The following is a 26,212-nucleotide window of genomic DNA, read 5'->3' on the forward strand; positions in this document are numbered from 1 at the left end:
AAGGAAATGTTCCGTTAAAGGACATTTCCTTTTTTGTGTGCCCCTCTTCATCATTCATCCTTAACCAACCGGGCAAAATCCTGCGAATAAGCGAGCATTCGCGAGAAAATCATATCGTACCGTGGGAGTTTAACAAGCGAGCGAGTAACGACTCTGACTCATGGATCATTCCCAATTGGAGAAGTTCATTCGCATGGCGTTCAACTATGATTTTGTCAGAACAGGCGGTATGTTGTAAATTCCGAATTGATGCGAGAAATGCCCCTTTGTCATGAGGTATTCTTGGCGAAAGATGTACTATACCTAGAGAGTTCTCAGTCAAAGTTGTAATCCGTAAACTCCGTTCAAAACGAATGTCCTGAAGGTATCGTACAGGGTTCGGTATAGGAGCTAAATTGAATTCCTCCTGAATCTTGCTTAACACCTTCTTTTTCTCTCGTCGCCATCGGTCATGATCAAACCATTCGGAATTTAGATCTTGGGCTTCTTCTTTACGAACACTCTCAACATATGCCTCTTCACTTGAATATTCGTTCAGTACTATCCATTCGTCGAAGAAATGTAAAGAGAAAAAGTCATACAAATTCCGAGCAACAAGCCGAACGCAATCCGAATCCATGGGTGAGATTCGGATCACAGGTGCTTCATCCAAGTCTTTTACAAGACCAAAATCATTTCTCCAAATACTCTACTTCATGGGAAAACTCCCACTCCCAATGTATTATTTGTTCTAGGAGTCTTGGAGTCCGATACTCATTGTTCATTATTCTTACCCCACATTACAATTATTTTCTTTCTGCTCGATAGTTAGGAATGGCCATACCATTTGATCTGCATACCCAAAGCGCTCCTTCTGTTTATTGGAAGGTATCCGTATGATATTTCCGAGTCTAAGCATTTCTTTGAGACTAATGCCATTTTCTCTCCAATTTCCAACCATAACGGATGACTATCCTTCTTTGTTTCAAGTCGAAATACACGTCTTCTCTTCGACCGCCCGAATATAGTGCCCGTCCGGATCATAAAAGGTGAAATAACCGAAATGATTAGTAAATACAGGTTCTTTATCGATATGGGCTCCGGCTTGTTTAATCCGTTCATGTAAAGCAAGCAAATCATTCGTTAACATCTCAATCATCGTCACGTGCCCCGTGCTGCTTGTAATAAAGAATGAGCGTGGAAATACAAACTTCAATTGTGTGACATCTTCCGGTTTGGTTTCCATCAAAAAAATACCCGGACCGTTTCCATTTTTCAACGCAACATGTGCCTCTCCAAACTGAAAATCTGCCGAATTCAATTCATAGCCCAGCACATTGCAATAAAAATCCACCGACGTTTTCAAATCCGTGACTGGAAATCTCATGCAACAGTAACCGCTCACATCCGCATCATTCGTTTTTTTGCTCAACATATTCTACATTCTCCTTTTTTTTAAAATAGCTATTTTTCGTTGTGAATTACATCATTCTCACTTGCGTTTTCAGTACAATCCCGTCTCGCTTCCGTGCCGTTTTCTATAGAATTTATTTATTCGTTAAAAAATCCCACAATCCTGCTATTCAACAACCAATGTTGTAGTAACTGGAAGTCTCAGGATTACAGTTCCAACCTATATACAAAACAAAAGGCCCTTGATTATCAAGGACCTCATCAAATTATATTAACGTACCCTGCAACGGAATTGGTGTCCCCTGATGAAATATCATCCGCCATTTTGTATCTTCAAATTTCCAAATAGAACTTCGTAAAGCATATTGAGTTCCCGCTCATGATTTTCTGATATTCATTTTATGTTTCCTCTTCCGGATCTTGCCGTCAGAAACACGCTTTCTTGTATTGTGACCTCGTACAATTCCCTTTGTTACTGCTTTGGCTCCTCCAAATGCACTGAACAGACTAAATATGGGTTTAATTTGCTGAAATACGCCAATCATTTTTTGAACTTTACCGATTGTCGACATTATTCCATCTAAGCCGCCCATTCCATTGATCGTAGAGAACATGCCCTGAAATGAATTTCTTCTTGAAGCAAGAGGAGTATCTACAGTCGGTCCGAATAGCCCGGGAACCGCATCATGATTCAGATAAGGGGCCGAAGGCATCTCTTCGGAGTGAGCTTGAGAGACTTCAGGTTGTAGATAAGCCAACTTGACGGCCCCTTTTTTCCTGTTACGTTTTCGCCGCATATTCATAATCCTTCCTTTCTTTCTTTGGTCAAGAGAGGACATTTATCACAGAATATGTTCCATCGCCGCTATACGTATAGGTTATCGTTTATATATAAAAGAATAGGCATCTTTACGCGGCGTTCATAAGATTTGGAATGTTTCCCATAAAGCGAGGAATAATAACAGCTCAAGCTAAATCTTACATTTTTACGGAGGGACCATGAGCCTTGTAAAGAAGTCGCACGCCGAATCCTTGGCAATTGTGTTTGCCTGTTCCTTAATCGCTCTATATGTCTCGCCGCTGTTTATCCTTGGAGAAGATGCCCACATCCGGGTGCATGACAACCTCGATTCGAATATTGCCTGGTACCGGGTTCTTGTTCGAAGCGGTGAATGGTTCGGAACTCTGAACGCCAAAGTAGATCAAGTCATTAACGGGTTGCCTCGAAATGCATTTGGTACGGAATTCAGCGGCATCGTGCTGCTTCATGCCTTGTTTCCGTCTATGCTGGCGTATGCGATAAGTCAAACCGTCACCCGGATATTCGCATTTATCGGCATGTACCTGCTGCTCAGAACGCATCTGGTCAAAGAGCGCGATACATGGCCTATCCGTGTGTTTGTTTCGCTCGCGTTTGCTTTAACTCCGTTCTGGCCGTCAGGAATGCTCAGCACAATGGGGCAGCCTTTGGCATTGTGGGCCTTTCTGAACATCCGGGCTCACCGGCATACATGGCGGGAATGGGTAACGCTCGGCCTTTTGCCGTTGTACTCCAATCTGGTTCTTGGCTTTTTTTTCTTTTTGGTTGGGGTCAGCGTACTTTGGCTTCGCGACTTCATCATCAAAAGGAATTTCAACCCTGTTTTCCTGGGCAGCATCGCCTTCATGACCGCCGTTTTTCTTCTGGTGGATTACCGGCTTTTGTCGTCTCTCGTTTTAACCGGGGAACCGACCAGCCGCAACGAGTTTTTTAATTCCTACTTTAATGTAAAACAAAGCATTAAACATACGTTTCAAAATTTCATACATGGCCACAACCATGTCGCGACAGTCCATACAAAGGTCATTTTACCGCTTACCCTCTTTGTATTCGGCCTTATTGTTGTACTGCGCCTTCGTGACCGAACAGCACGATACTTTCTTCAGCTGCTTGGAATCAATTTTGCGCTTTCGGCATGGTACGCCTTCTGGTTCAATAAATGGTGGCAGCCGCTGAAAGAACAGTTCAGCATTCTGACCACCTTCAATTTCGCACGCTTTCACTTTCTTCGTCCGCTTATCATATATGTCGGATTTGCCCTAGCTTGTTTGATTCTTTGGAAAATACATCGTTTCTATAAATGGATTGTTATCGGAGCCTTATCTTTGCAATTGATCGTACTTTTCAAAGCAAACGATGAAATCGTATACCGAAAGCTTAACTCGCCAACTTTTCGTCAATTTTATGCGGTCGAACAATTTGCTGCAATCCGTCAGGCGATCGGGCTTCCCCAAGGAAGCTATCGGATTGCAAGTATCGGCCTTCACCCAGCGGTTGCGCAGTATAACGGATTTTACACATTGGACACCTATAACAATTTTTACCCTCTGGCATACAAACACCAATTTCGTAAAATAATAGCAAAAGAACTGGATAAGAACGCCTTTTTTAAAAAGTATTTCGATTATTGGGGCGGACGCTGCTATATTTTTGCAGACGAAGTCGGTCACAAATACGATTACCGTAAGACCAGCAAGAAACAAGTACAACATATCGAACTGAATACCCACGTTTTCAAAGAAATGGGAGGCCGTTATTTCTTCTCGGCGGTTCCTATTTTGAATCTCGAAGAAAACGGTTTAAAGCCGGTAGGGATCTTTGATCATGAGCAGTCTGCCTGGCGGATTTATGTTTATGAGGCGCTTTAATAAGGAGGTTGCCGGATTTATGAAACCAATGATTCTCACCATTGTCGTTCCTTGTTATAACGAAGAGGAAGTGCTTGTAGATACTTTCCGGCAGCTTCGGGAAGTTTTAAACGAGTTAATGAAGGAAAACCTGGTCGCTCCTGAAAGTAAAATATTGTTTGTGGATGATGGCAGCAAGGACCGAACATGGTCGATGATCTCCACGGAGAACGCTAAACATCCGTATGTCACAGGTTTGAAATTGGCACGAAATGTAGGCCATCAGAAAGCTTTGCTCGCAGGTTTGGAAGCCGCTTGCGCCAAGTCTGACTGCGTGGTCTCAATCGACGCTGATTTGCAGGATGATATCAAGGTCATCCGCGACTTTGTGCTCTTATATCACGAAGGTTTCGATATCGTCTACGGCGTTCGCGCTGCCCGCAAAACCGACACGTGGTTTAAACGCAATACCGCTAATGCTTACTACCGTCTCATGACCCGGCTGGGAGTTCGCCTGGTCCCCAATCACGCGGATTTTCGATTAATGTCCAAACGTGCGATTATGGAATTAAGCCGCTATGACGAAAGCAATCTTTTCCTCAGGGGCATCGTGCCGTTGATCGGTTATCCGTCAGCAAAAGTATATTATGACCGAAAAGAGCGATTGGCCGGTTCTTCCAAGTACAACCTCCGGAAAATGCTCTCTTTTGCAATGGATGGCATCGCTTCGTTCAGTGTAGCCCCTGTCCGTATGGTAACCTGTCTTGGTTTTGGTTTGCTGCTGGTAAGTATCGCTGCCGGTTTCTATACGCTGATCCAGAAGTGGAACGGAGACACTCACGCGGGTTGGACATCGATAATGCTTTCCATTTGGTTTCTGGGTGGGCTTCAACTGCTGGGAATGGGCATTATGGGCGAATATATCGGAAAAATATTTATTGAAGTCAAACGAAGGCCGAAATATGCTGTCGAGCTTGATTTGTATTCCAGAGCATTTCAATCCGATAAAGAGGCAAGCCCTCGATTATTGCCGTTAAGATCCCCTCGACCGGTTAAATGAGAGGGATTCCCCATGCTGAAACGTCTAGTCCGTTTTTTGTTAGTTGGTGTCTTAAATACCATCACCGGTATATCGGTTATTTTCATTTGCCGTTATATAACGGACAGCTTTTGCCTTTAAGAAAATTCAATTTTGTAATAGTTTATTGTATAATTCGTTATTCTTCCAAACCAAAGTTCCAACCTTTTCTAAAGTCATTTCCTTCTCTGTGGGGTATAAACTTTCATTCATGCCTGCAATACGATAAACTACTATTTTTTTATTTTCAATTTTTAATGTCAAATCATACATTCTAAAATCCGTTCTTTCTGGCATATCTTCAACAATATGATCGGTAAAACTCTTTAAATCAATCCACGAAATAACAGAGCGATGAAGGCCTGAACCAAATGAATATGCATAAACTAAATCAAAAGTTCCATCCTTATTGACATCGTAAGGCAGAGTACTTGTTACACCAAAACCGCCAAATGCCTCACCTATATGAACAGCTTTTTGATTTTTCACGATGTATGTTTCCGCGCTTGAATCCCTAAAAAGCTGAATCTTTGTTTTATCCCAAATTTCAGAGGGGGTAATTTCAATCACACCATTTTCTATATTACTCGATTGAGAAAAATCTTGAGTTGCTAAAATTAGCTTATTGGCTTCTTCAATTGATATCTTCTTTTTTGCTTCCTCGATTGATTTCTCATTGGAATCACAAGCCGAAAAAAGAAGACATACAGTCAGCATGGTTAAAAATCCCATTAGCAACTTGTTTATCATTTAAATGTTCACCTCCAAAACATAAAATATCTTCGGTACTTATGTTCAACTATCGCACCCGTCAGCTTGTGTCGTGCTACTTCACTTCGACTTTCATAGTGTTTGTATTGATAACGTATTTCTTTTCCTCATCTCCTTCACCTATGGAAAACTTAGCAATCGCTAAGATCTCATACATACCAGGTGTGTCAAGCTTATGAGAGTATTGCTCTCTTATTTCATCTTGCGATTTTAAATTAGATCTTATTGCAGGTAATGTCATAACAAACTGGTTGACGTTTTTTCCTTGTGAGTCTTTAACGCTAAAGTAAAAGACCCCCCCTGCATGCGTTAACTCGTAATCTTCAGTCGAAACGTTTTTCAGAGACGCTCCCATAACTAAATCCTTATTCACCTCGTATGAATTGGTTGCTGTAATTGTTGCAGAAAATGATGACTCGTCTGGAGTCTTCGACTTGTTTGAGCATCCTGTAATGACGACAATTAATGCAATTGCTAACATAACAAAATATTTTTTAGACATCAGAATTAAGCTCCTTCTCGGTGAGTGATACAGTATAGACGCACCTTGTTATCATATGTTGCGAAACTCACAAAGTAATGGTTACATTATAACTGCCAGTTCTTTAATAAAAAGAGCAGGCTATCGTAGCTAGCGCCTGCTCAACAAGGTGTTTTATTCAACTATCGTATTATTGCAACAGGCCACCGATCATGTCGGCAACCTGTTGTTAATCGTACTATCGTTATCGGTTAGTTAAATCTCCTAAAGTGGTACATACAAATATCGTTGTCCCCCTGGTGTTATTAAAATCATATCTTTTGTATCAGCAGACTCTAAAGCATCATACACAATAATTGAGTTCCAATCGTCACTATCGAGTACAAATTTATTAGTTATCAATGAACGGATTAGGTATAAATTCTTTTACCCGAATATACCCTGTTTGTCCTCCCGCACCAATAATTTGGTATACAGGACCGATCTTATCCATTTGCGTCTCTTCCAGAATAAAGACCGGATTGATCCACTCTTCTTCTTTAATCTGACCGTTTTCTTCATAGATGTGCGAGTCCTGCGCAAGCCTACCCTCCTTGGCAGTGGCCGGATCGTAAGCTCGTAAGAAGGACTTAAGAACCCACATATCTGCACCATATTCCGCATCATACTGTACGATACGCACAGCCACCCAATCCTCATACGATTTTTCAATACGGACCACCTTGCCAGCCCACAAGTCCAAATGCGGTTCTTTTGCTTTCTCTCCGGGAGAAGAAGAAACCGGAACTTCCTTCGCGACAATCATGTCATAAGGGGTTCCCGTTTTAATATTGGCGGCTTCCTTACTGAAATAGAAGGCGGGTATCCAGCCTCTTAGATCTTGGGATTCGACCTGGACATACTCGTCTTGTGCCGCTAAGATGCGAAATGCATCACCTTTGTTCACTTCAAACACCGGCCCAGCCCCTGAAATCCCTGACGGGTCAAACCGAGCGCCAATATCTGCCTGTGCGGTATAGGTTTGGCTGATTTGCAGGCCGTTCTTTTCCTGGATTGTTTCCGAGACAGCTTCGAAGGTCGCAACAGCCTTAGAAGAGGTTTTCTCTTGCTGACAGCCAGAGGCTATGGCGATTCCACAAAGGAGCAGCAGAACGGAAAGTGTTCTCATCCCTCAATCACCTTTCCCTTTCTTCTAGTTTAGTGTTTAACTGTTCAAAGCAGCACATTTTTGGCTCAATGCTTCTTGCATTATTCCTTTTCCCCAGTGTTATTTAGCTAAATCAAATCCGATCTCTGCACTAGGCTATTCTCCTTGAATCCAGTAGTGGAAACCGCAATCAAACCCAGTCTGTATTCGCTCAGGGAATGATTTCGAACGGGGCGGCGAGGGAAGCGCTAGCATCACCGTTCGCGGCGCCGAACGATTTCACGATTCGGTATTTGCCGGGCTCGAGGCTTAATGATTCAATAGAAAAGTCGTCTTCGTAAACGCCACCCGGACCGACTCCCCTTAGCTCATCCGTAAACGCTTGCCCTCCATTCAACCACTTCCAACGACCCGAATCCCACTTCTGTACGCCGAACCACGACCCGAATTCAAGCGCTGTCGGCCCCCAGTTGGTCAGCTTGATCTTCAGAGTGTCAGCTTGCCGATATGTTGGCTTGTCAGCCTCCATTATGGCGTTGATCTCGTCCGTTGAGAAGGCGTAAACCGTTACTTTCCCATCCACGACTTCTCCGGCATCGTTCAGTAGTTCGAGTCTGTGCCCGTACATGACGTTCCTGCGATCGGGGAATTCAACCCTCATTCCGTGCGCGTTCTCGAACGTCGCGTTCGAAATTTCGTGTACCGGTTTCAACGATTTATTGATCTCCGTCACGCTGATCCTCGTTTTCATCCCTTTCGGAAGCCTGTTGATGCCAAAGACGAGATCCCCTTCCGGCAGAGGCAGATCGTCGCTGTCAAGCTTAGTATACAGGCCATACTTATCGAGAAGCTTCCCATCGAAACGAGGGAAACCCGTCTTCATATACACTTCGTCTTCGAGAGCCGCCGATGCGGCCTCGTCCAGGAAGCGATTTGTGTTTGGAGGCCAAAACACTTTGTCATTCGGTCCGCCGACTTGTTGTACCGGCTCCGGCAAATTCGGGATATGGCTGTCACCATCCGGCGCTATAGCCCCGGGATCATAGAGCTCCACCGAGACCGCGTCTCCGTACTTGCGCAGCACTTCTTTTTTCTCGGCTTCGGTCCAATCGGCTTGCACTTTGACGACCTGCCCAATCACTTCCACGCCGACAGAGATGGAATCGTAATTTTTTACTATTTCGTCCTGGATGCCACGTAGTTTCAAATATGGGTATTTCGAATCCTTGATCTCGATATGTCCGTCAAGCTTCCTCTCCAAATCCCGTTTGAAGTGACCCGCCTTAGCGTCGTCCTTGTCGCTGAGAAAAACATACTGGTTGTTGTCGTTATCGATATAAAAAACGCCGTACTCCTCAAGTGAAGGTCCCTTGTAGGACTTGTAAATCCGCTTGTCCGGAAAATGCTTGCGGATCAGCTCCTCCAACCTATAAATATCGCGTTGCACGTCGAAGCCGTCCTCCGACGCCACCTCCGTAGCCATAATGCTTTCTTTCGGCGAAGCGCCTGAATAGACGCCAACCGCTGATCCCGCCATTAATACCGCGAGCACAGCCGAATAGACTAACCTTTTCCCCATACCGAAACGACTCCCCCACGATAACATCCATCTTGTTTCCTAAACAGACGTAAGCCGCCTGTGAAAGTTGCATAGTACATTTTCCCGAAAATAATTGGAGGCAACAGAAAATGCCGACATGGCTCATTTACGAGATCTTGGGAGCGGTGACGCCGATGCAATGCGCTCACCCTCTCTCTGCGCACGAAATAAGCACACTCTACACACTCCGCATCTGGCCGCAATCGCATACGGAAGCGATTTATGGCCAGCAGGGAGCATAAAAAAACGGTTGCCGAAGCAACCGTCATTCAACTCCTGTTAGTTCAATAATAACTTCACTAACTGACTTGGCTTATCAAATAAAAATGTGGGGTTTAATGGAGAAAGCCTTTCTCTCCGACCTTCACCCCAAAGAGCTGCAATGCCAGTCATGTTTGCTGCGTGTGTTGCCTGTATATCAGTCGGTTGGTCGCCGACATACAAACACTTTTCTGGTTGTAGATTAAGTTTTTCAGCTAATTGCAATAAAGGAATAGGTGAAATCAAGACACTATGGCGCCTTAACTCAACTGCTTGCAAGCCCATAGTAATAGGTGTGCTTTCAAGGCTTAAACTTCTGCGTTAGGATCTATAAAAGGCAGCCCGCCGGCTGCGTCGTGTCATGATTAAACTATCGTAAATGCGTTGATCAGGCCACCACAATTCCTTTCGTTTTACTTCCCATCCCATGAAAGTCACATACCAATCATCAATAGCTATGTTCGTTTTTAAAGAGGCTTACATCTTTATTTTTCCAAATTACTCCCTTTAGCGTAACGAAGGCTGCCAATTGACTTCAATCGGCAGCCTTAGGACGTGCAATGCTTCATCGATGCTGCGGCCCCGTAGCGAATAAATAAAGAGGCCACCCTGATTAGAGTGGCCGTCTCTCATCTATTTCGTGTCTCCTGCGTAAAACAGTAAGTAATTTTCCGCCTGGCTGGACCAATACGCTGCGTCGTGTGCGCCACCCGGAATGTAATGGAATTGGCAATTTTTCAAGTTCTGATTCTGCATAATTTTATGGAATCGCAACGCGCCGTCTTTCAACCAATCCGCATCCCCGATATCTACATAAATATCCAACATGTTCTGCTTCTCATGCATTGCAAGCCATGTCGGGTTATTTTGCTGTCTATCCTCGTCCGTGCCTCCTGCCATCTGCTTGAGCGGTTCCCACATATACTCGAACAATGCCGGAGCATGACCGCCTACCTTGCTGTACAAATTATGGTGTTTGAATGCTGCAAGCAGTGCTGAATACCCGCCCATAGACGCTCCCCCGATGTATCGGCCGCTTCTCGATTTCTGGGTGGAATAAGTGGAATCGATAAATGCGATCAAATCTTTCGTAATATAATCTTCATAACGGCCTACGTGCCAGTAGTTGTTGACCATACCGACTTCATCTGCTGAGTTCAGACCCCAGCTGCGGTCATACTGAGGAGAAACGATTATTAAGGGTCGTATTTTCCTTAAACCGATCAACCGGTCAGCTTGTTCATCCAGCAACACTTGATCAAACCAGAAGTCCTCGTCCTCATCCAGTTTGTGCAAGACATACAATACCGGATATTTTTCGTTTTCATTATAACCAGGCGGTAAATAAACGTTCACGTTCATTTCTTTTTGTAAAGATGTGCTGAACAGACTTGTTTTTACGATGCTGGATGTTGCCTGAGCATCCTCGCCCGGCGCAGCGAAAACATTACTGTACAACATCGTGACTGCCAACATCAAGCCTAGAACCAAGAGCATTGACTTCCTTCTCATCTTTCATCCTCCTTCACGAAATCTTGATATCAAGGTGAGGTTCTTCCTCGTTCCAACTTAATTCTAGCTAAATGCCGAGCTCAGAAACATAGACGATCTGCATCGATCAACTGACAATTGGAAACGCCAAACAAATAGTATAAAATGGAAAGTAACAATGCGGGAGGTGATAGTCAATGGAATTGGCAACGGTCGGACAGGTGGTATGGGGGCAGTTTCTTCATGAATTGAAGTGTTTCCCGAACGAAGATTTCGTGATCGATCGGGGGCTTCACACCCGTTATCGGCTATTGTTTATAATGGAAGGAAACGGCATCTTGCAGATCGGGACGATCCGGCGCTCTATTATTTCACCGGCCTTTTACTGTATTAACGAGAGGGAGCCGTTACAATTGGCTGCACACTCCGGGGTGAAAGCAAGCTCGGTTTATTTCCACCCGAAAGTAATTAATAATAAGCTTTCGTTACGGGAAAATTTGTTCGATAACGAAGGCCTCGCCACTTCGGACATTCAGGATGCATGGTTGCTGGAGCCTTTCTTCAACCGGTCAGACGGAAATTACGGATGTGTGCCTATCGATGTTTCTTTTGTGCACCACGTTCAACGAATCATGGAGGAAATTCATCATATTCTCTCTACAAGTTCGCCCAATTGGCCTTGCCAAAGCCGGTCCTATCTACAGGAATTGCTTTTTCTCATCCGAAGATTGTACCGGAAAAGCAAGGAAACGGCGCACCGCATTCCTCAAGCTCCTCCGGATATCGATGAAGTCATTCAATACTTGCATGTTTACTATAATAACAAAATCGGATTAGACGAGTTGGCCAAAAGGTTTCACACCAATCGCACGACGTTGAACCGCAAAGTAAACTCGGTAACAGGTATGTCGATCATCACCTATGTAAACAGTCTGCGAATCCAATTAGCCTCTTCCATGCTGTGCAATACTACTCTGAAGGTGACGGAGATTATGGATCGGGTCGGGTTTACCGACGACGCATATTTTATCCGGGTGTTCCGCAAACAGACCGGCTACACGCCGGCGGAGTACCGCAAACAATTCGGTTCCCTCTAGTCAATCCGGCAAGTTTCCGGACCTCGTTCCCGCCCGTTAACGTAATGGAGCTGCCGATCATCCGGGGCAGCCTCGCTTGTGTAATTGTTACGCTCTCGTGTCCCGTATAGCTCAATGACATCCTTTATCTTGTTAATAGTTATCACAAACTGCTCTGGAGAGGTGTACTTTACTGATATCATGCTGCAGGCCGGTACCATAGCCACAGGATGGGTCGGTCATGTCTTCGAGATCAAATGGACGCTTATTTATATTTGGGGAGGGCGTCGGCATGGACAAGAATTCTGTTTATAAAACAAACAGCTTCTATTGGGATACAAAAGGAAATGACTTCTTAGGAGCAATCGTCCTTCCTTTTTATGGAGCATTTGTCTCAGAAGAAAAATGCCAGCTTTTTGGCGATGTCTCAGGGAAAAAGATGCTGGAGATAGGCTGTGGAAACGGTCAATCCTTGCAATATCAGGGAACGCAAAGCATCTGAGGCTGTGGATATATCAGAAAAACAAATCGAAAAGGCAACGCAACATCTGAAGGCATGCGGTCAGCAAAATTGCTCTGTTCTCCCATGGAAGAAGAATGTGGCATACCAGTGGATTACTTTGACTTTGTTTATTCGATTTATGCCATAGGCTGGACCACCGACCTTGAGGGTACTTTTTGCCGGATCGCTACTTACCTTAAAAAAGACGGTGTATTTATTTTCAGTTGGTCTCACCCTTGCTTTCCAAGTCCCTTGCAACCTAGCTTTCCGTTTCTAGTTCTAACTTTAGACCCGTACATTCGGAAGTTCGTCAGTTCCTATATTTGAACATTCTCACCATATCCAGCTTTTCAGCCGCGCGGCATATCCATTGGCATACCTTTCCAAAATGGTGGCTTCAGCCTCCGTTCTGCCGAATCTACTTGTACTTCATACCCCATGTCCTGTTAGACGCGACGCATGCAGGAGTGTTGGCGGGAAGCGCTTATAGCAGGACTTGTCGTACTTACCCGTTAGTGGAATGATTCGTTCTCAAGGCAAGTTTCATAAAAAATCCATCCCTCGCAGGATGGACATTACTCAAACTCATATTATATTTCTGCCTGTTCGCGAAACCGTTCCTTTGTGAGAACATGCAATAACTCACCGTTACAGTCCTCGTAATCACCTGTCAAACCCATTAGTTCGCGATTAAACACAAAGCCTAGTTTCTTAAAGACTCCTAATGACGCAGTGTTCTGTGAATTGGCTTTAGCGAACAATCGGTCTAATCCAATAACATTGAAGGCATAGGCTGTCAACGCGGTGGCTGCTTCAGTTGCATAACCATTACCCCAATAGTCACGGCCAATCAAATAATACAGTTCTTTATCAGGGGCACATAAATCGAGTACGCCCACACCACACCAGCCGATGAAATCGCCTGTTGCTTTGCTTCGAATCGCAAATGAGTATTTAAATGGCATGTTGAAGGGTGTATTGTAACTGTCGATTATCCACTTGAATAGTCCTTTATATTCTTCGAACGATAAGACTCCCATATGCATATAAGGGAACAATTCTGGGTTTTGCATCAACTCAAACGATTCCATCAAATCACTTTCGATGTAAGGACGAATGATTAGACGCTTTGTTTCTAAGCGCGTCATAGATAATTCGGTTTGCATCTTGATTCTCCTCTTGTCTGTAATTGTTATACATCATGTATCAGACTAGAGTGCGAAATATGGCATACCCACGCCTCACTTTCCACGCATTTTATCAATTAGCATAATCTGTTACCCAGGAAAGATACAATGGACAATTTGATTTTAATCAAAGTTACCATCGGATAATACCCGCTTTACTACCCGTTAAAGGAATGAAGGATACCGGATCAACCATGGCAGCCTTGTAGTGTTTCAATTAGCGATCGTACCCTTTAGCTTAATAGACTTCCATATTTTGAAGACTGCAATCATAAGAATCTCATTTCTCGTTTGAGCTAAAATATTCTGATAAAATCCCCACTAAAACTTGCTTATAATCGTTTAAATCATACGGAGAGTTATCCACTTTTTTCTTGGCTATATTTATGCCGTTAAATATTTCTTCTTCCAATTCCCTTCTTGCTTTAAGAACCTGCAGAGTTCCTTCTAACCCATTGTAACCCTGCTTTTTTCCAAACCCTTGGTTTGTATAATATTCAATAAACCCCTCTGACCATTCTTTAGGTCTTTCCTTTACAGCCTTTTGGAATGAATAATCAAGATCGTTCTGTTCTACGTAAATCAATAATGGATTCAGTTTTTCCACAATCATTGCCAGTTCTATAACATAACTTATAACGTCTTCCTTCTTTGCACCATATTTAATCATCCCCATGGTTACAGGATTTTGTATAAAACAACCATCAAAAAGAAATGTGTCTGAGCCATTCAAAACACTCTCCGTAAACTTCTTCCATCTTTCTGTTATCAGTTCCCTGTTTTGATCTAGCGACAATTCATAAACATCATTTTTGATAACTGCATACAGCAATTCATCTGGAAAACTTGATCCGTATTCATTTTTTATTTTTCGATATTCTAGGAAGTAATTGTTACCTTGTTTAATCATACGATTACTTAACAAATCTCTAAACTTTTCATGGGTACTTAATAATTTATCGAATTCATTTTTCTTAAAACAGGCTACTCCATCATAATCAGCAGGATGTTCCAGATTTCCTTCTAAAAATAGCTGAGATTTAGTGTTCATTTCCGTAAGAATTTCATGAACTAGTTGAGCAGTTGTTGTTTTCCCGAATCCTGGTAATCCCTCAATCAAGACCAATTTTGATCTCATAATAAAATTCCTCCATTCACACTATTAGGAGGATATGCAGGTAAGAATTAATAGAGATGCGGTTTCCCACGAAAATAAAAGCGGATACCTGATGGTATCCGCAGAATGGGTTTATGATACACCTTTCCCTGCATACCCTGTAAGATTAAAGAAAAGCATGCCTAATAAAATAGTGTAGTCACTATTACAGGCATCCTTTCGAATTGTTAATCTTTACAGAGTAATCCACATGATAAGGTTTATGCTCCTTTGTATGCATCTCTATTATTTAGATTAACATTGAGCATAGATAAATACAATCAGGGACTTTATACGAACCTGCCAGATCGTTGAGCATAGGCTGCCATCGGATCATCCGTCGGCAGCCTCATTTTTTATTGAACTCATGTTTACCGTTAGCTCAATGCTTTAATTGTGCTATCGTAACCGTTAGTTGAGCGACCGTAATTTTTAGCTACGATGTGGTTCACCGTAATGTATCTAAACACAAAGACAATTAACCATAAAAAATACATCAATATATAAAGAAGAAGCCACTCCTAACAATGGAGTGGTTTTCTTTGGATAGAACTTCTCTTTTAATTGAACTATACCCCATTAGCACAATAATCCAGTCTTATTTAGATATTTGCTTGCCAAACAATAATTTTATTTCCATTAAGGTCATACATTTCGAAACTTAATCCAACCCATGAATGGTCAACAATTTCTTCTACCTGTATCCCATTTACTTTCAAGGATTCGTGCAACACCTTTGCATCATCACAGTGGAAGTTAATCGATGGAATGACCCATCCATTTTGTCTTAATTGGATGACTTCATCTACTCTTATTAAATCTAAGTCAGGTCCGCTGGACAATCTTAAAAAAGTGTGATCATCTGTTAATTCGCCTTCATACTGACAACCAAGATGCTTAACATACCACTCTGCAGATTCTTTGACGTTTGCCACAGGAATACAACAATTTATTACTTTCTTGACTTCGGCACTTTGTATGTTCAATACAGTTCTTCTCCTTTACTTTAATAATCTGAGGAAGTGGAGAAATCCTTTTTTTGTAATCTGCCCGTTAGCGTAGCGAATGGCTGCCATATGACAGCCCTTCTGAGGTTGAACTATTATACCCGTAAGTTCAAAATACTCGGTTTCATTTTTTCACTTCAATTGCCCAGAAACGATTTCCGTACGGATCAAAAAACATCATATCCTGTCCGTTTCTTCAACGATCAGGAGCAGGTCGTGCGATATTTGTAATCTAAAGAGCTAGGAAGTTTTTTTCTATTTTCTTGGTTTACGGCTGCCATACTTCCCACATGTTCCCGTCAGGGTCAAAGAACTGAAGGTTTGGACCGCATGTTATCCGAATGTCGCCTTTAATGTTTACTCCGTTTTCCTTAAAACGGTTGAAAAGATCCTGGATGCGCGGAGTAATGAAACACCCTACTGCTTGGCGTTCACCTTCATTGTTTGTAAATCCTAAACGGCCACCTTCCGGCCGTGATTCGATAAGAAACATAGCCGGTACCGTTTGCCTTAGACCGGATCCAGGGAAATTTCCATTATGATCGGGAAATCTCATGATCGCCATTTTCATCCCAGGCTCAACAGGATGGATGTTTGAAGGTTCACATCCTAAATTTTTTTGATACCATTTAATGGACTCGTAGACGTCATCTACCGGAACGTAAATACAAGTCATCCCTGTAATGTCTTCCAGTTTTTCCTCCAATTTGATTTCTTCTTTAATTTGCATTTTCTCATTCCTCTCTTCTCATTTCCCTTTAGTTATCCATTAGATAAGTTCAAAATTTTATAAATAAATCAAATATCTTGCCATGCTGTGTATTTGTTTCCGTCGGGGTCAAAGAAGTGAAATCCTCGTCCACAACCGCCATTATCCTTTAGCTCGGAAACCCTTGCACCATCATCCCTCATTTGCCTATAAAGATCGTCAATTTGTGTTACTTCAAAACAGATTGACTCCATTTCATGTTCCTCATTATTCTCGTCCCAATCATGTGTCATAAAATTCGAAGACTGCTTTTCTTTTGTCTCCAAGAAAAATATCCCTTGCCCAGAGGGAAGATTCACATTACCTTTGGGTGATAATGTAATCAACCCATGTTTCATAAAAAATTCTTTTGTTACTGCTGTGTTTGTCACAGGGATATAAACGCATTCAATCTTTTTCAATCGTGCTTGACTATGTGGATACTTGCTTTCCAGTTCTCTTTTTAATTCCAATTTATTCATCGATGCAGCTCCTTTTTAATGAAGAAAAATCAAATCTAAAACAACTTTTTGCTTACTCCACCGCCAAAGGCGATGTGATATCCATCAGCATCTTTCATGGTAAATTCACTCCATTGTTCAGAGTAGTTAGGACCATTAACTATCTCTGCACCTTTGGCAAGACATTCATCGAACAACAAATCGACGGCATCTGTATATGCAAAAGCATCAAAATACAACCCGCCTTCAACAGAAGAAGATGGTTTCACATCCTCTTTGTTCACTGCGGGATGTAAAATAAATGTAATGTTACCTCTGGATACGTGCACATGACCACCAATTTCTTCATAAGAAAACCCCAAATTCTTATAAAAATCAGAAGCAACTTGTATATCTCTAACTAGCAAAACAATTGATGAGCCAGATATTTTTGCTACTACCGTTTGTTCGCTCATGTAATCCCATCCTTTAATTGAAATAGAAAACTGTTATGAAACAATCCCCCTGTTACCCTAAGTCGGAATCTAGTAGATCCCTCATTCATAATCGTGAGTCTCGTTCGGTCCGACTGCATAAGGAATGTACGCTTCGATGCGGTCCTCATGGATGAATTCCAAGTGATATGCACCCGCCGAGCCCGGCACAGTCTTGATGAAGCCGAATTGCATACCCAGCCAACGATAAATGCCTGAATACTCTTTGCGAAAATCCACCTGCGTACGCTTGAATGAAAACACCGCATAGTTTTGCTCCGGAATCGTGATCTCGACGAGATTGTTCGGCACGGGACGATCATTTGACAGTTCGCGGCATACCCATAAGCGATGCTCCTGAACCCCCACATACTTCTCAAGAATCGGATTGACGAAGAACAAGCTCCCTTGCCCCGGAGCGTACCGGTTCAATTGAGATGCCGCGTCGGAAATATCCGCTTCGGGATTGACTAGATCGACGATCGCAGCCACGCCAGCACAACGAATAACCGGAAGTTTCACGAACTTGTAAGATATTAAAGTCGGAAATTCCGGCCGGTTCACGTTGTCCGTTTCGTTCAATCCAAACATGCCACTCCATACTCCGAAGGAATTACCATCCGGATCCCGCAGCATGTACCAATGCGTATCCGCAACACCAACTTCTAGAGGATCAACATCAACACCCTCCCGCACCAAGTGCTCATGCAAGGCGACCGCGTCCTTAACATGGAAGTTGAGCTGGCCCAGTCCCTTTCTCGCAGCATCCTTATGTATCCAGCATATTCGCCCTGGTGACATCTCTAAAGTTGCGAAGTTAGGGTTGAAGGCGAGTACTCTAAACTTTAGACAACGGCAATACCACGCCAGCGCGTCCTCCAAATTTGTTACGAATATCGTTGGTATCACGGACGCTACGACTGGCACATCCGCTGCTTCCATTTGCTTGGTGACCATGATTAATACCTCCTCTTTTTATCCTTCACTGATATGGATGCCGCATTGCCCTCCGAACCTGACATCCTTATGATTATTTTTGCAGGAAAAATTCCTCTTCCCATCGAAAGTTACTTTAGGATAATACAGATCTTTCTCAGGGGGACCTATTACTTTGGATATTCACATGGAAGCAGCTTCGGATGAAGTTCTTATTGAACGTGCGCGACTCGGTAGTCACGATGCCTACCAGGAACTGCTGGCCCGTCACCGCGGGCGGGCCTTCCAGTGGGCTAGACAGATGACGCCCGATCCTCATCTGGCGGAGGATATCGTTCAGGAAGCACTCATCCGGGCCTTTATGAAGCTAGGTACAGTGACGGATCTGTCCAAGTTCCTCCCTTGGCTTCGGTCTATCGTCCGTAATCAGGCACTAATGAAGCTGCGCCGCGGAGGGCCACATGCCCATGAACGCCCTTTCACCTCGTTGATTCCTCAGAATGCCCGTGCTTCAGATGATGGCGCGCCGGACTGGAGCGATCTGGATACTGTGCTTCACCAATATGCAAAGCGCGGGATCACCAACACTTCATATGAGGTAACCTTATCCGATTCCTCGCTCGCTGAGTGGTTGCCTGCCGTAATCCAATGTTTGGGGCCACGAGAACGAGAAGTGTTCAGGAAACATTTTTACGAACAATTATCGCCGCAGGAGATCGCGGAGAGCTTGGATACAAACGTCAACGCGATTCATAAGGCTCTGTCACGCATTCGGCGGAAAGCTGCAGACACTCGAATCGAACTGGATATCCAAACTCGAATCCGAGTACATAACGACTCGAGAGGAGGCAACCGGACGATCGTATTGAACAAGCCCCCCATTCAGGATGAACCTCCGTTATACCAAGGTATCGCCTTTCCCAATGCGTTGTATCATCTCTTGCGCAGTATGGGCTCGTCCGTGTCCATGGCGGAAGTGATGGGCTATTCAGGTTATGCCTTTAACCTCAATGTTCGACGGACCACGATTGGTGCCGAGAGCCCAATGTTGTGGGATTGGGACACGTTCCTCTCCAATGCCTTGCTTAATCTGGGATATCATTCGAACTACGTTGATTATCAACATTTCAAGAACGCCGGCGCTAGCACGCACAAGACGAGGAATTTCCTCCATGCATTGGACATGATTCGGGATTCCATCGACCGGGGGTGTCCCGCATTGTTAACCAGCGCAATGTCCTATGATTTGGCTATCGTGTACGGATACGACGATGAGAAGCAAGTATTCTATGCAGTCGATCCGCGGGCATGCCAACCAGTCCCTTATCGGACCTTGTATCACGGCAGCCCCAAGATCGACCGTGCGATTTCCCGTGAGTTGTATGCATACGTGCTGGAAGGGGAACTTGACGAGGCTTATCAACGCCCGGATCATAAGTTGATTCGCTTGATCGAGCGGATCATTCGACATGCGGACGGAGACGATTATACGTTCATCCCCTGTTCGAACGGTCTGGCTGCTTATGACGAATGGATTGCCGCGTTCGAGAACGGAACGGTCGATCCACTGGGTAACGCTTCTAACATTGCTTTGTATGGGTGGTCTCGCAAGCTAGCCGTAAAGTTTTGGGAAGAGCGGGAACATGATATATGGGAAAAGACTCCGAGAATAAAACAATTCATCCAGCGAGCGAAGATCTGTTATGATGCGGTGCGTCGTTCATACGAAGAGCTGAGCGTATTATTTCCATTCCCTCATGGCGGATTGCCAAGAGAAGAGGAAGTTCGCGCGCAAGCAGTAAAGTTGCTCCGTCAAGCAAAAGAGGATGAATTGGAGGCGGTCGAAGTCCTTCGCGAACTGTTAACGGAACTTCGATTCACGTACCTTGGACAAGGGCTAACACCCGTCCATCATATTTCGCTGAACCCCTTCTATTCGTTCGGCGGCAATCGACCGAAACCGGCTTCAAGCCAGTTTAGTACTGCAACACTGGAAGGCGTCATTTGCATGTGCGGTAATCTGAAAGAAAGCATGAAGTTCTATGGGGCGCTTCTTGGAATCGAACTTGAACCGGAACGGCTGAATGATCCCATCGCCTTACTAACTATGCGAGACGACATATTCTTGGTGCTTATGGACCGACGGCTCGATCTCAACCATGCGGATTGGAAACCCGTCTTCTACATCCGCGTCCCTGATATCGACCAAACATATGAATCCGCCATCCGTCAGAAATGGACCATCATCAATTTCTTGGACAAGGGCGGACCTTTCACCGACTTCTTCATAGCAGAGGACGCAGACGGCTACCAACTGATGATCGGAAGCCACCCGCTCGCACATTCATTTCCGGTTGCCAGGCACGCTTCCAATGGGCACCCTTTGTTTTTGTCTGATGCCCCGTTCACGCTTCCGGTAAAAAGCGTTAAGTCTGCTGCTAGGGCATACTGCAATATTTTTGGAGAAGACACTCTCGATAGCCTTCTACGTTTCGTGGACAAGTTCGGTCCTCCCGATACATCGGCCCGGTTGCAATTCGAAGCCGAGGATGCCAATTTGGCCTACCTGCGGCTGCGCCATGCGGGTATCGCCGTCTCACGTACGTTGGAGGAAAGTGAGGATGGTATCAACAAATGGGTCATACTTGACCCGGATGGAAGAGACATTGTCATCCGTACTCGGTTGTCTTGAAGGTAAATAGAAACGCATCCTTTCAAGCTTCCGACGTACAGATCAGAAAAGCCGTGTTTCCCTGGGCTTATTCGCAGGATTTAGCCCGTATGGAAAAGGGTGGATGTTCCCATCCATATTCTTTTATTGTATCCGTTTGTAAAATAAATTGAATCCATTCTATCCCCGTTATTTTGGAGTTATTACAATGTCCTTCAAAAGCCCAAACAATTTCTTCATTACTAATATTTGTTGGACTATGAACTGACCACGAATAACTTAGACTATTAACTCGTTGTAACACATCAAATACAGCTCTTTCGATTTCCATCTCAACTTGGTACTGCGTAGCAAAAGTAGCTTCAATTAGTGTTCTCTCTTTAAGACTTGGTTTACACTCAATATTCAGAAGCACTTACTCAATAGAACTTTCAAATTGCTTCAATAGTTTCATCGCCTTTAATTCGTTTTTGACCTTTAAAAACACATGCCAAGAAATTTGAAAATGCATGATCTCCTCCGTTTATTGAAGTCTTGTGTTATTAGTCTTTACAGTTATTTCTGATGACGTCTTATTTACAACTATTTTTTATTTGATTCGCGAAATGATTGAACGCTGCCCGTTAATGATCCCCACTAAAAAATCCCTCTGGATAGTGTTCGTCATTTTCCATATCTACATCAGGATAGCGCGTAAAAACTGATTGAAATTCATCCTCTTTGATCAGATGGTTAATTAGCTGTTCAACTCTCTCCCTGCTTATAAAGTCAATCAGCACCATATCACTGGACCAAAAACATGAACCATCCATCCATTCACCGGTTTTAATGTTCTTTGCCTTAATGTCTCGATATTTTTGTAGGTGAATAAGCTCGCAACCCATTTGGATCGATCCGGAAAGATAACAATTACATCGGAATTTACATCATAACAATCCCATGAGTCTACTAGCCATTCTTCAGCTTCAATCCATATATAACGCTTCGAATAGTTCATGCATGTCTCCTCAAGTTTGTTATCCTTTTAACTATCGTACCCGCCCATCCATGCATCTCTTATGCTGCACCACAGAGCATGAAAGTTAATCCGTTCTTTCACGGTAGCTTAATACATCATTTGGGATATCCGACAGGATATAATGTCTTGAATATTGTCTAGTCTCTACAACTTTTGTCTGACCGTTTTTTTCAAAGATAAGACCAGCACCCATTTGTTCTTTAAAGTCCCAGCCATTTTTCTTCATAATATCCTTGACTACATCATACCTAGATTCACCTGTGTTCTCTGATACGAATCTAGTGCTCTTATCTGTTTTGGAATACTGTTCATAACTACTGTTCGCAAATTCAAGTTTAGATATTGAATAAAATATAGGTAAAGGATTTCCCTCTTGTGACAAGGCACTTCCAAATCTAAAGGTAAGAAACCCAGCAATCAAGACAAATAGCAGAATTGCAGTCATTAAGATTTTTTTCATAATCCTCCCCCTCAAGTTCTAGCCGCCTTTCTTAAAGTGACGTTTTGAAGTGACATTAAGTTGCGTTATACTGCCCGTTAGTTGAGCGGCCAAACTCTTCATCGTATCCCGCCACCCTTATATTACCATTGAATACCAGGCAAAATAGACCCGATTTTCACTACAACTTTAACGTGCGTGCAGATAGGCCGTTTGCGGCCTGCGGCTGGCCTTGCCGCGTAACCCTACCCTTCCAGCGCGCAGACAATAATTTGCTCACGTGTCATCCCTCGGCCCCTATTCCATGCTTCCAGACGAAGTTCCGGCTCGCACTCCCTCTCGAGTGTTTCCATCGTTTGATCGTATATGTCCCGGTAATGAGGATGTATGGGGCTGCCGAGCTTTTCTCGCATACTCTCAGACGCACCTAGAAGAACGGCCGCCTTGGCCCACTCCCCCTTAAAGCACAGCGAGCTGGCGAGACCCTCCAATCCGCGTGTGAGGAACCATTCGCCTTGATAACGCTGGCAGGCAGCGATACTCCTTCTAAACAGCTCTACCGCGCTATCGACCTCTCGCTTGTGCAACGCCATGTAACCCAAAGTTCGAAGTGGTCCCGTCAGTTCCCAATAATCCTTCACCTTCTCGAACAGGACCACGCTCTCCGATAAGACTCGCTCCGCTTGCTCAAAGTCCCCGCACACATTGTGCAGATTCCCCAGAGCGCTTAGAGCGGAAGCCAATTGCCACTGATCGCCTTGATCACGGACCAGTTGCACGCCCGTTGTCGCATACCCTTCAGCTTCGCTTAGCTCTCCGTGATGAAGAGCAATCTGGGCCAGCAGCCGCAGATTGGACGCCAACAGAATGGCGTCTCCCAGTTCCTTAGCCCCTTCCATGCTCATTCGCGCATAACTTCGCGCCTGTACCGAATCTCCGAGAACCCACAGCAAGACACCGAGTCCGTGCGATAGTTTGGCATAATCCGGATGGGCCGCATGGTCTTCACACGACTGGATCACCTGCCGGAGACGGGCGATCCCCTCATGAAGCACCCCAGAGTGAAGCCAATAATAGTACATGTCGGAAGCGATAGACAAGGCGATAGGTTTTGCTTCAACTCGGGAACAGCTCCAATCTAGGGCGGCGATGATGTCGGAGTACCCTTGGCGTATGACTGATAACGCATCTTCCCGTTCGACACTTCGGAATCGCGCCCCCGCCTGTTTCGTTAATCCCCGGTAATACGCCGCATGATAATATCGAATCGAAGTATTCCCGACCTTGTTGCCATCCTTCAACCAAGCCCCCACCGCGAATTGTCTGATCGACTCATGCAAAAACAATCTGCGTTTGCCCCCTTGGCGCGTAGTATCAGCCGTTGCGATTAATGATTTATTAACAAGACTGGCTACCAGATCCAGCGCCTCCTCCCGGCAAATTCTTGGCTCCGCCCCCCCGGAAGCGGCTTTCTCCACGCAGTTGGCGCAGATCGCCTCCACGGCCTCCAGATCGAAGTAGCCGGAGAATACGCTCAGTTGCTGCAGCATCGACCTCTCCTTCTCCGAAAGCAGTTCATAGCTCCAAGCCACGGTAGCGTAGAGCGACTGATGGCGGATGGCCCCCTTCCTCTTGCCGGAAGAGAGCAGCGCGAGCATGTCGGACAACCGCTCCTCGATTTCCCGCAGGCTCAGCAAATTGATACGCGAAGCGGCAAGCTCGAGTGACAGCGGAATTCCTTGCAGACGCTCGCAAATCCTTACAAGATACGAGATATCGTCATGACTGACCGTGAACCGAGTGTCGGCCATCCTCGCCCGCTCTACGAACAATTGTACGGCCTCGAACGACATGACCGACTCCAGCGCCATCGATGCCGCGGTATCTTCAGAGTCGGGGTAAGCAAGCGGCGGTACGCTCCATGCCCTCTCCTCCATCAGGCCGAGAGGCTCTCGGCTTGTCGCCAGCACGGTTATAGAAGAGGACGCCGACAGAAGCAGTTCGGCGAGCTCGGCACTCGCTTCCAACAAATGCTCGCAATTGTCGAGCACGAAGAGCATTTGCTTATCTCTTAGATTGTCGCTAATCACATCCACTAGTGTATATCCCTGTCGTTCCCTTGCTCCCAATAGAGAAGCCAATACCCGGATCGGCCCCATCTCATCCGATTCCAGTACCGAGGCCAGCTCGACGAGCCAGACCCCGTCAGAATAACCCGACAGCAGCTCGGTAGCTATTTGACAGGCCAGACGCGTTTTCCCGCACCCTCCAGGTCCCACCAGCGTAACTAACGGCGAATTCGCAAGGACTTCTGAAATTCCCTTGATTTCTTGACGGCGGCCTATGAGTACGAATGACCGAGCCTGGATATTGGTAGGAATTCTTCCTGTCGTCCGCTCCTGCTGTCTTGCTGGGATGTCCGGAAGAGGCTCGTACCGGGATGACCCTGTTGCAGCAAGAACACCATCAAACCACTTCTCGTCAAAGACCGGATATAGGCGAGCGTGTCCTGATCGCTGATCGTGAAAATAACCGACCGTCTCCCAAAGCTTCTTCGCCTCTTCCTTCTCCAATCCCGCCAGCCAGATCTCCTCGTCCAGCAGCACCTGGATAAGCTTTTGTAAATTATGCGCGCTAGGCAGCCGCTCCCCGATCTCCCACTGCTGGATTGTTCTCGTATCTACACCGATGCTTCTCGCCAGATCGCTTTGTCTCAACTTTGGCTTGCCGTTCGCCCTAAGACGCAGCCTCAGGCGACGAATCATTTCCTCCGGCCATTCCCGATAATCGCTCTTCTCCGGCATCTTTTCCGCCTCCCGTTTCGAATGGCGGCAGCCGCCGCACGAACCAACACGAACACCTAACACGAACTCGCTACCATTCTAGCACACGCATTTTCCCTGATACAATTCAGATATCCCAATCTCGTGAAAGAATAATTTTATCGATCGAAAATACTGGAATATGGGAGAGAAGTATACGAGTTACCAATAATCGAACGGAATCCATCCCTTGAAGAATGCATAATAGGAGGTAGCTAAATGGATATTGAAAGGTTTAATAAACAAATAGAGTTTATTGTAGAAATTGACAAAGTGAAACAAATACTTAGGAACACTATTCTAATGGATGCTTCAAGGAAAGAGAATGATGCTGAACATACATGGCATATGGCTGTAGGAGCTATGATATTGTCTGAATATGCCAATGAAAGTAATTTGGATATGTTAAAGGTCTTTAAGATGATTTTGCTCCATGATATTGTGGAAATTGATGCTGGAGATACATTTGCTTATGGTACTGTGAACTGGCAGGAAACAGCTGAAAAAGAAAAAAAAGCCGCAGAAAGAATATTTGGAATATTACCAAATGACCAAGCTAATCAGTTAAAGGAAATCTGGAATGAATATGAAGAAGCAGAAACTCCTGAAGCAAAATTTGCCCAAGCAATGGACAGCTTTATGCCTATCCTCCACAACTATAGGACTAGTGGCCTACAATGGAAAAAGTTAGGTGTCTCAAGAGAAAAAGTATTATCAAAAAATAGAAGAATTGAGAAAGGTTCTACCATCCTGTGGAGTTATATTGAAAATATTGTTAATGATGCAGTTGAGAAGGGTTTTTTGGAGCCTTAGAATATGTAATTCCCA

24 protein-coding genes and 1 pseudogene are annotated in these 26,212 nt (G+C 44.5%); 7 read left to right on the top strand and 18 right to left on the bottom strand.

Annotated features, from left to right (window positions below; translation table 11 throughout):
* Window positions 1–964: 964 nt before the first annotated feature.
* Together H581_RS0104965 and H581_RS0104970 are read right to left on the bottom strand one after the other, a co-directional pair.
* Window positions 965–1,411 (bottom strand): VOC family protein, encoded by a 447-nt coding sequence (locus tag H581_RS0104965; RefSeq protein ID WP_169507460.1) that lies wholly within the window; start codon window positions 1,409–1,411, stop codon window positions 965–967.
* Between the two features lie 358 nt (window positions 1,412–1,769).
* Entirely contained in the window at window positions 1,770–2,150 is a 381-nt protein-coding gene (locus H581_RS0104970; RefSeq protein ID WP_156889501.1) for a hypothetical protein, read from the bottom strand.
* Between the two features lie 241 nt (window positions 2,151–2,391).
* Between H581_RS0104970 and H581_RS0104975 the strand changes: the two genes are divergently transcribed.
* Both H581_RS0104975 and H581_RS0104980 read left to right on the top strand, forming a co-directional pair.
* Window positions 2,392–4,080, top strand: a complete 1,689-nt coding sequence (locus H581_RS0104975) for a DUF6044 family protein (protein ID WP_028609063.1) — start codon at window positions 2,392–2,394, stop codon at window positions 4,078–4,080.
* A gap of 19 nt (window positions 4,081–4,099) precedes the next feature.
* Complete coding sequence (locus H581_RS0104980; RefSeq protein ID WP_028609064.1) at window positions 4,100–5,119, top strand: glycosyltransferase family 2 protein; 1,020 nt, start codon at window positions 4,100–4,102, stop codon at window positions 5,117–5,119.
* Window positions 5,120–5,245: 126 nt separating this feature from the next.
* Here H581_RS0104980 and H581_RS0104985 read toward each other — a convergent pair whose 3' ends face one another.
* The 4 genes from H581_RS0104985 to H581_RS0105000 all read right to left on the bottom strand — a co-directional run bounded on the left by H581_RS0104985 (window position 5,246) and on the right by H581_RS0105000 (window position 9,115).
* On the bottom strand, window positions 5,246–5,887 hold the full coding sequence (locus tag H581_RS0104985; RefSeq protein ID WP_028609065.1) for a hypothetical protein: 642 nt from the start codon (window positions 5,885–5,887) through the stop codon (window positions 5,246–5,248).
* Between the two features lie 76 nt (window positions 5,888–5,963).
* Complete coding sequence (locus H581_RS0104990; protein ID WP_028609066.1) at window positions 5,964–6,410, bottom strand: hypothetical protein; 447 nt, start codon at window positions 6,408–6,410, stop codon at window positions 5,964–5,966.
* Between the two features lie 370 nt (window positions 6,411–6,780).
* Window positions 6,781–7,557, bottom strand: a complete 777-nt coding sequence (locus H581_RS0104995) for an SH3 domain-containing protein (protein WP_028609067.1) — start codon at window positions 7,555–7,557, stop codon at window positions 6,781–6,783.
* A gap of 190 nt (window positions 7,558–7,747) precedes the next feature.
* Window positions 7,748–9,115: an immunoglobulin-like domain-containing protein gene (locus H581_RS0105000; protein WP_028609068.1), complete on the bottom strand. Its 1,368-nt coding sequence runs from the start codon at window positions 9,113–9,115 to the stop codon at window positions 7,748–7,750.
* A gap of 110 nt (window positions 9,116–9,225) precedes the next feature.
* Here H581_RS0105000 and H581_RS37670 point away from each other — a divergent pair, with 110 nt between their 5' ends.
* Window positions 9,226–9,378 carry a hypothetical protein gene (locus H581_RS37670; RefSeq protein WP_156889502.1) on the top strand — a complete coding sequence of 51 codons (153 nt, stop codon included), beginning with the start codon at window positions 9,226–9,228 and terminating at the stop codon, window positions 9,376–9,378.
* A 37-nt stretch (window positions 9,379–9,415) separates the two neighbouring features.
* On the opposite strand, the gene H581_RS36925 is transcribed toward H581_RS37670, so the two are convergent.
* Both H581_RS36925 and H581_RS0105015 read right to left on the bottom strand, forming a co-directional pair.
* Window positions 9,416–9,643, bottom strand: a complete 228-nt coding sequence (locus H581_RS36925; RefSeq protein WP_169507466.1) for an HAD family hydrolase — start codon at window positions 9,641–9,643, stop codon at window positions 9,416–9,418.
* 387 nt (window positions 9,644–10,030) lie between these two features.
* Window positions 10,031–10,909, bottom strand: coding sequence for an alpha/beta hydrolase (locus tag H581_RS0105015; protein WP_028609069.1), 879 nt, complete (start codon window positions 10,907–10,909; stop codon window positions 10,031–10,033).
* Between the two features lie 176 nt (window positions 10,910–11,085).
* Here H581_RS0105015 and H581_RS0105020 point away from each other — a divergent pair, with 176 nt between their 5' ends.
* Together H581_RS0105020 and H581_RS33080 are read left to right on the top strand one after the other, a co-directional pair.
* A complete protein-coding gene (locus H581_RS0105020) occupies window positions 11,086–11,985 on the top strand; it encodes a helix-turn-helix domain-containing protein (RefSeq protein ID WP_028609070.1) in 900 nt (299 codons plus the stop codon).
* A 220-nt stretch (window positions 11,986–12,205) separates the two neighbouring features.
* Window positions 12,206–12,703: pseudogene (locus H581_RS33080) on the top strand (class I SAM-dependent methyltransferase); the annotation flags it as partial.
* A gap of 353 nt (window positions 12,704–13,056) precedes the next feature.
* Here H581_RS33080 and H581_RS0105030 read toward each other — a convergent pair.
* From H581_RS0105030 to H581_RS0105060, 7 genes are all read right to left on the bottom strand, one after another.
* Complete coding sequence (locus H581_RS0105030; protein WP_028609072.1) at window positions 13,057–13,632, bottom strand: GNAT family N-acetyltransferase; 576 nt, start codon at window positions 13,630–13,632, stop codon at window positions 13,057–13,059.
* A 301-nt stretch (window positions 13,633–13,933) separates the two neighbouring features.
* On the bottom strand, window positions 13,934–14,791 hold the full coding sequence (locus H581_RS0105035) for a P-loop NTPase family protein (protein ID WP_028609073.1): 858 nt from the start codon (window positions 14,789–14,791) through the stop codon (window positions 13,934–13,936).
* Between the two features lie 620 nt (window positions 14,792–15,411).
* Complete coding sequence (locus tag H581_RS0105040; RefSeq protein ID WP_028609074.1) at window positions 15,412–15,795, bottom strand: VOC family protein; 384 nt, start codon at window positions 15,793–15,795, stop codon at window positions 15,412–15,414.
* 289 nt (window positions 15,796–16,084) lie between these two features.
* On the bottom strand, window positions 16,085–16,546 hold the full coding sequence (locus H581_RS0105045; RefSeq protein ID WP_028609075.1) for a VOC family protein: 462 nt from the start codon (window positions 16,544–16,546) through the stop codon (window positions 16,085–16,087).
* 68 nt (window positions 16,547–16,614) lie between these two features.
* The gene (locus H581_RS36250) at window positions 16,615–17,046 is read right to left on the bottom strand and encodes a VOC family protein (protein WP_051250468.1); all 432 of its coding nucleotides are present in this window, start codon (window positions 17,044–17,046) and stop codon (window positions 16,615–16,617) included.
* 35 nt (window positions 17,047–17,081) lie between these two features.
* Window positions 17,082–17,480: a VOC family protein gene (locus H581_RS0105055; protein ID WP_028609076.1), complete on the bottom strand. Its 399-nt coding sequence runs from the start codon at window positions 17,478–17,480 to the stop codon at window positions 17,082–17,084.
* Window positions 17,481–17,561: 81 nt separating this feature from the next.
* On the bottom strand, window positions 17,562–18,455 hold the full coding sequence (locus H581_RS0105060; protein WP_028609077.1) for a VOC family protein: 894 nt from the start codon (window positions 18,453–18,455) through the stop codon (window positions 17,562–17,564).
* 154 nt (window positions 18,456–18,609) lie between these two features.
* On the opposite strand from H581_RS0105060, the gene H581_RS0105065 reads away from it, so the two are divergent.
* Window positions 18,610–21,126, top strand: a complete 2,517-nt coding sequence (locus H581_RS0105065; RefSeq protein WP_028609078.1) for a sigma-70 family RNA polymerase sigma factor — start codon at window positions 18,610–18,612, stop codon at window positions 21,124–21,126.
* 602 nt (window positions 21,127–21,728) lie between these two features.
* Here H581_RS0105065 and H581_RS33090 read toward each other — a convergent pair.
* The 3 genes from H581_RS33090 to H581_RS33095 all read right to left on the bottom strand — a co-directional run bounded on the left by H581_RS33090 (window position 21,729) and on the right by H581_RS33095 (window position 25,366).
* Window positions 21,729–21,989 carry a hypothetical protein gene (locus H581_RS33090; RefSeq protein WP_342663391.1) on the bottom strand — a complete coding sequence of 87 codons (261 nt, stop codon included), beginning with the start codon at window positions 21,987–21,989 and terminating at the stop codon, window positions 21,729–21,731.
* A gap of 198 nt (window positions 21,990–22,187) precedes the next feature.
* Window positions 22,188–22,583, bottom strand: a complete 396-nt coding sequence (locus H581_RS0105080) for a hypothetical protein (RefSeq protein ID WP_028609079.1) — start codon at window positions 22,581–22,583, stop codon at window positions 22,188–22,190.
* A gap of 224 nt (window positions 22,584–22,807) precedes the next feature.
* Window positions 22,808–25,366: a helix-turn-helix domain-containing protein gene (locus H581_RS33095; protein WP_036717809.1), complete on the bottom strand. Its 2,559-nt coding sequence runs from the start codon at window positions 25,364–25,366 to the stop codon at window positions 22,808–22,810.
* Window positions 25,367–25,603: 237 nt separating this feature from the next.
* Between H581_RS33095 and H581_RS0105090 the strand changes: the two genes are divergently transcribed.
* On the top strand, window positions 25,604–26,197 hold the full coding sequence (locus H581_RS0105090) for an HD domain-containing protein (protein WP_028609080.1): 594 nt from the start codon (window positions 25,604–25,606) through the stop codon (window positions 26,195–26,197).
* Window positions 26,198–26,212 lie beyond the last annotated feature (15 nt).

The organism is Paenibacillus harenae DSM 16969 (assembly GCF_000422465.1).
Lineage (GTDB): Bacteria > Bacillota > Bacilli > Paenibacillales > Paenibacillaceae > Pristimantibacillus > Pristimantibacillus harenae.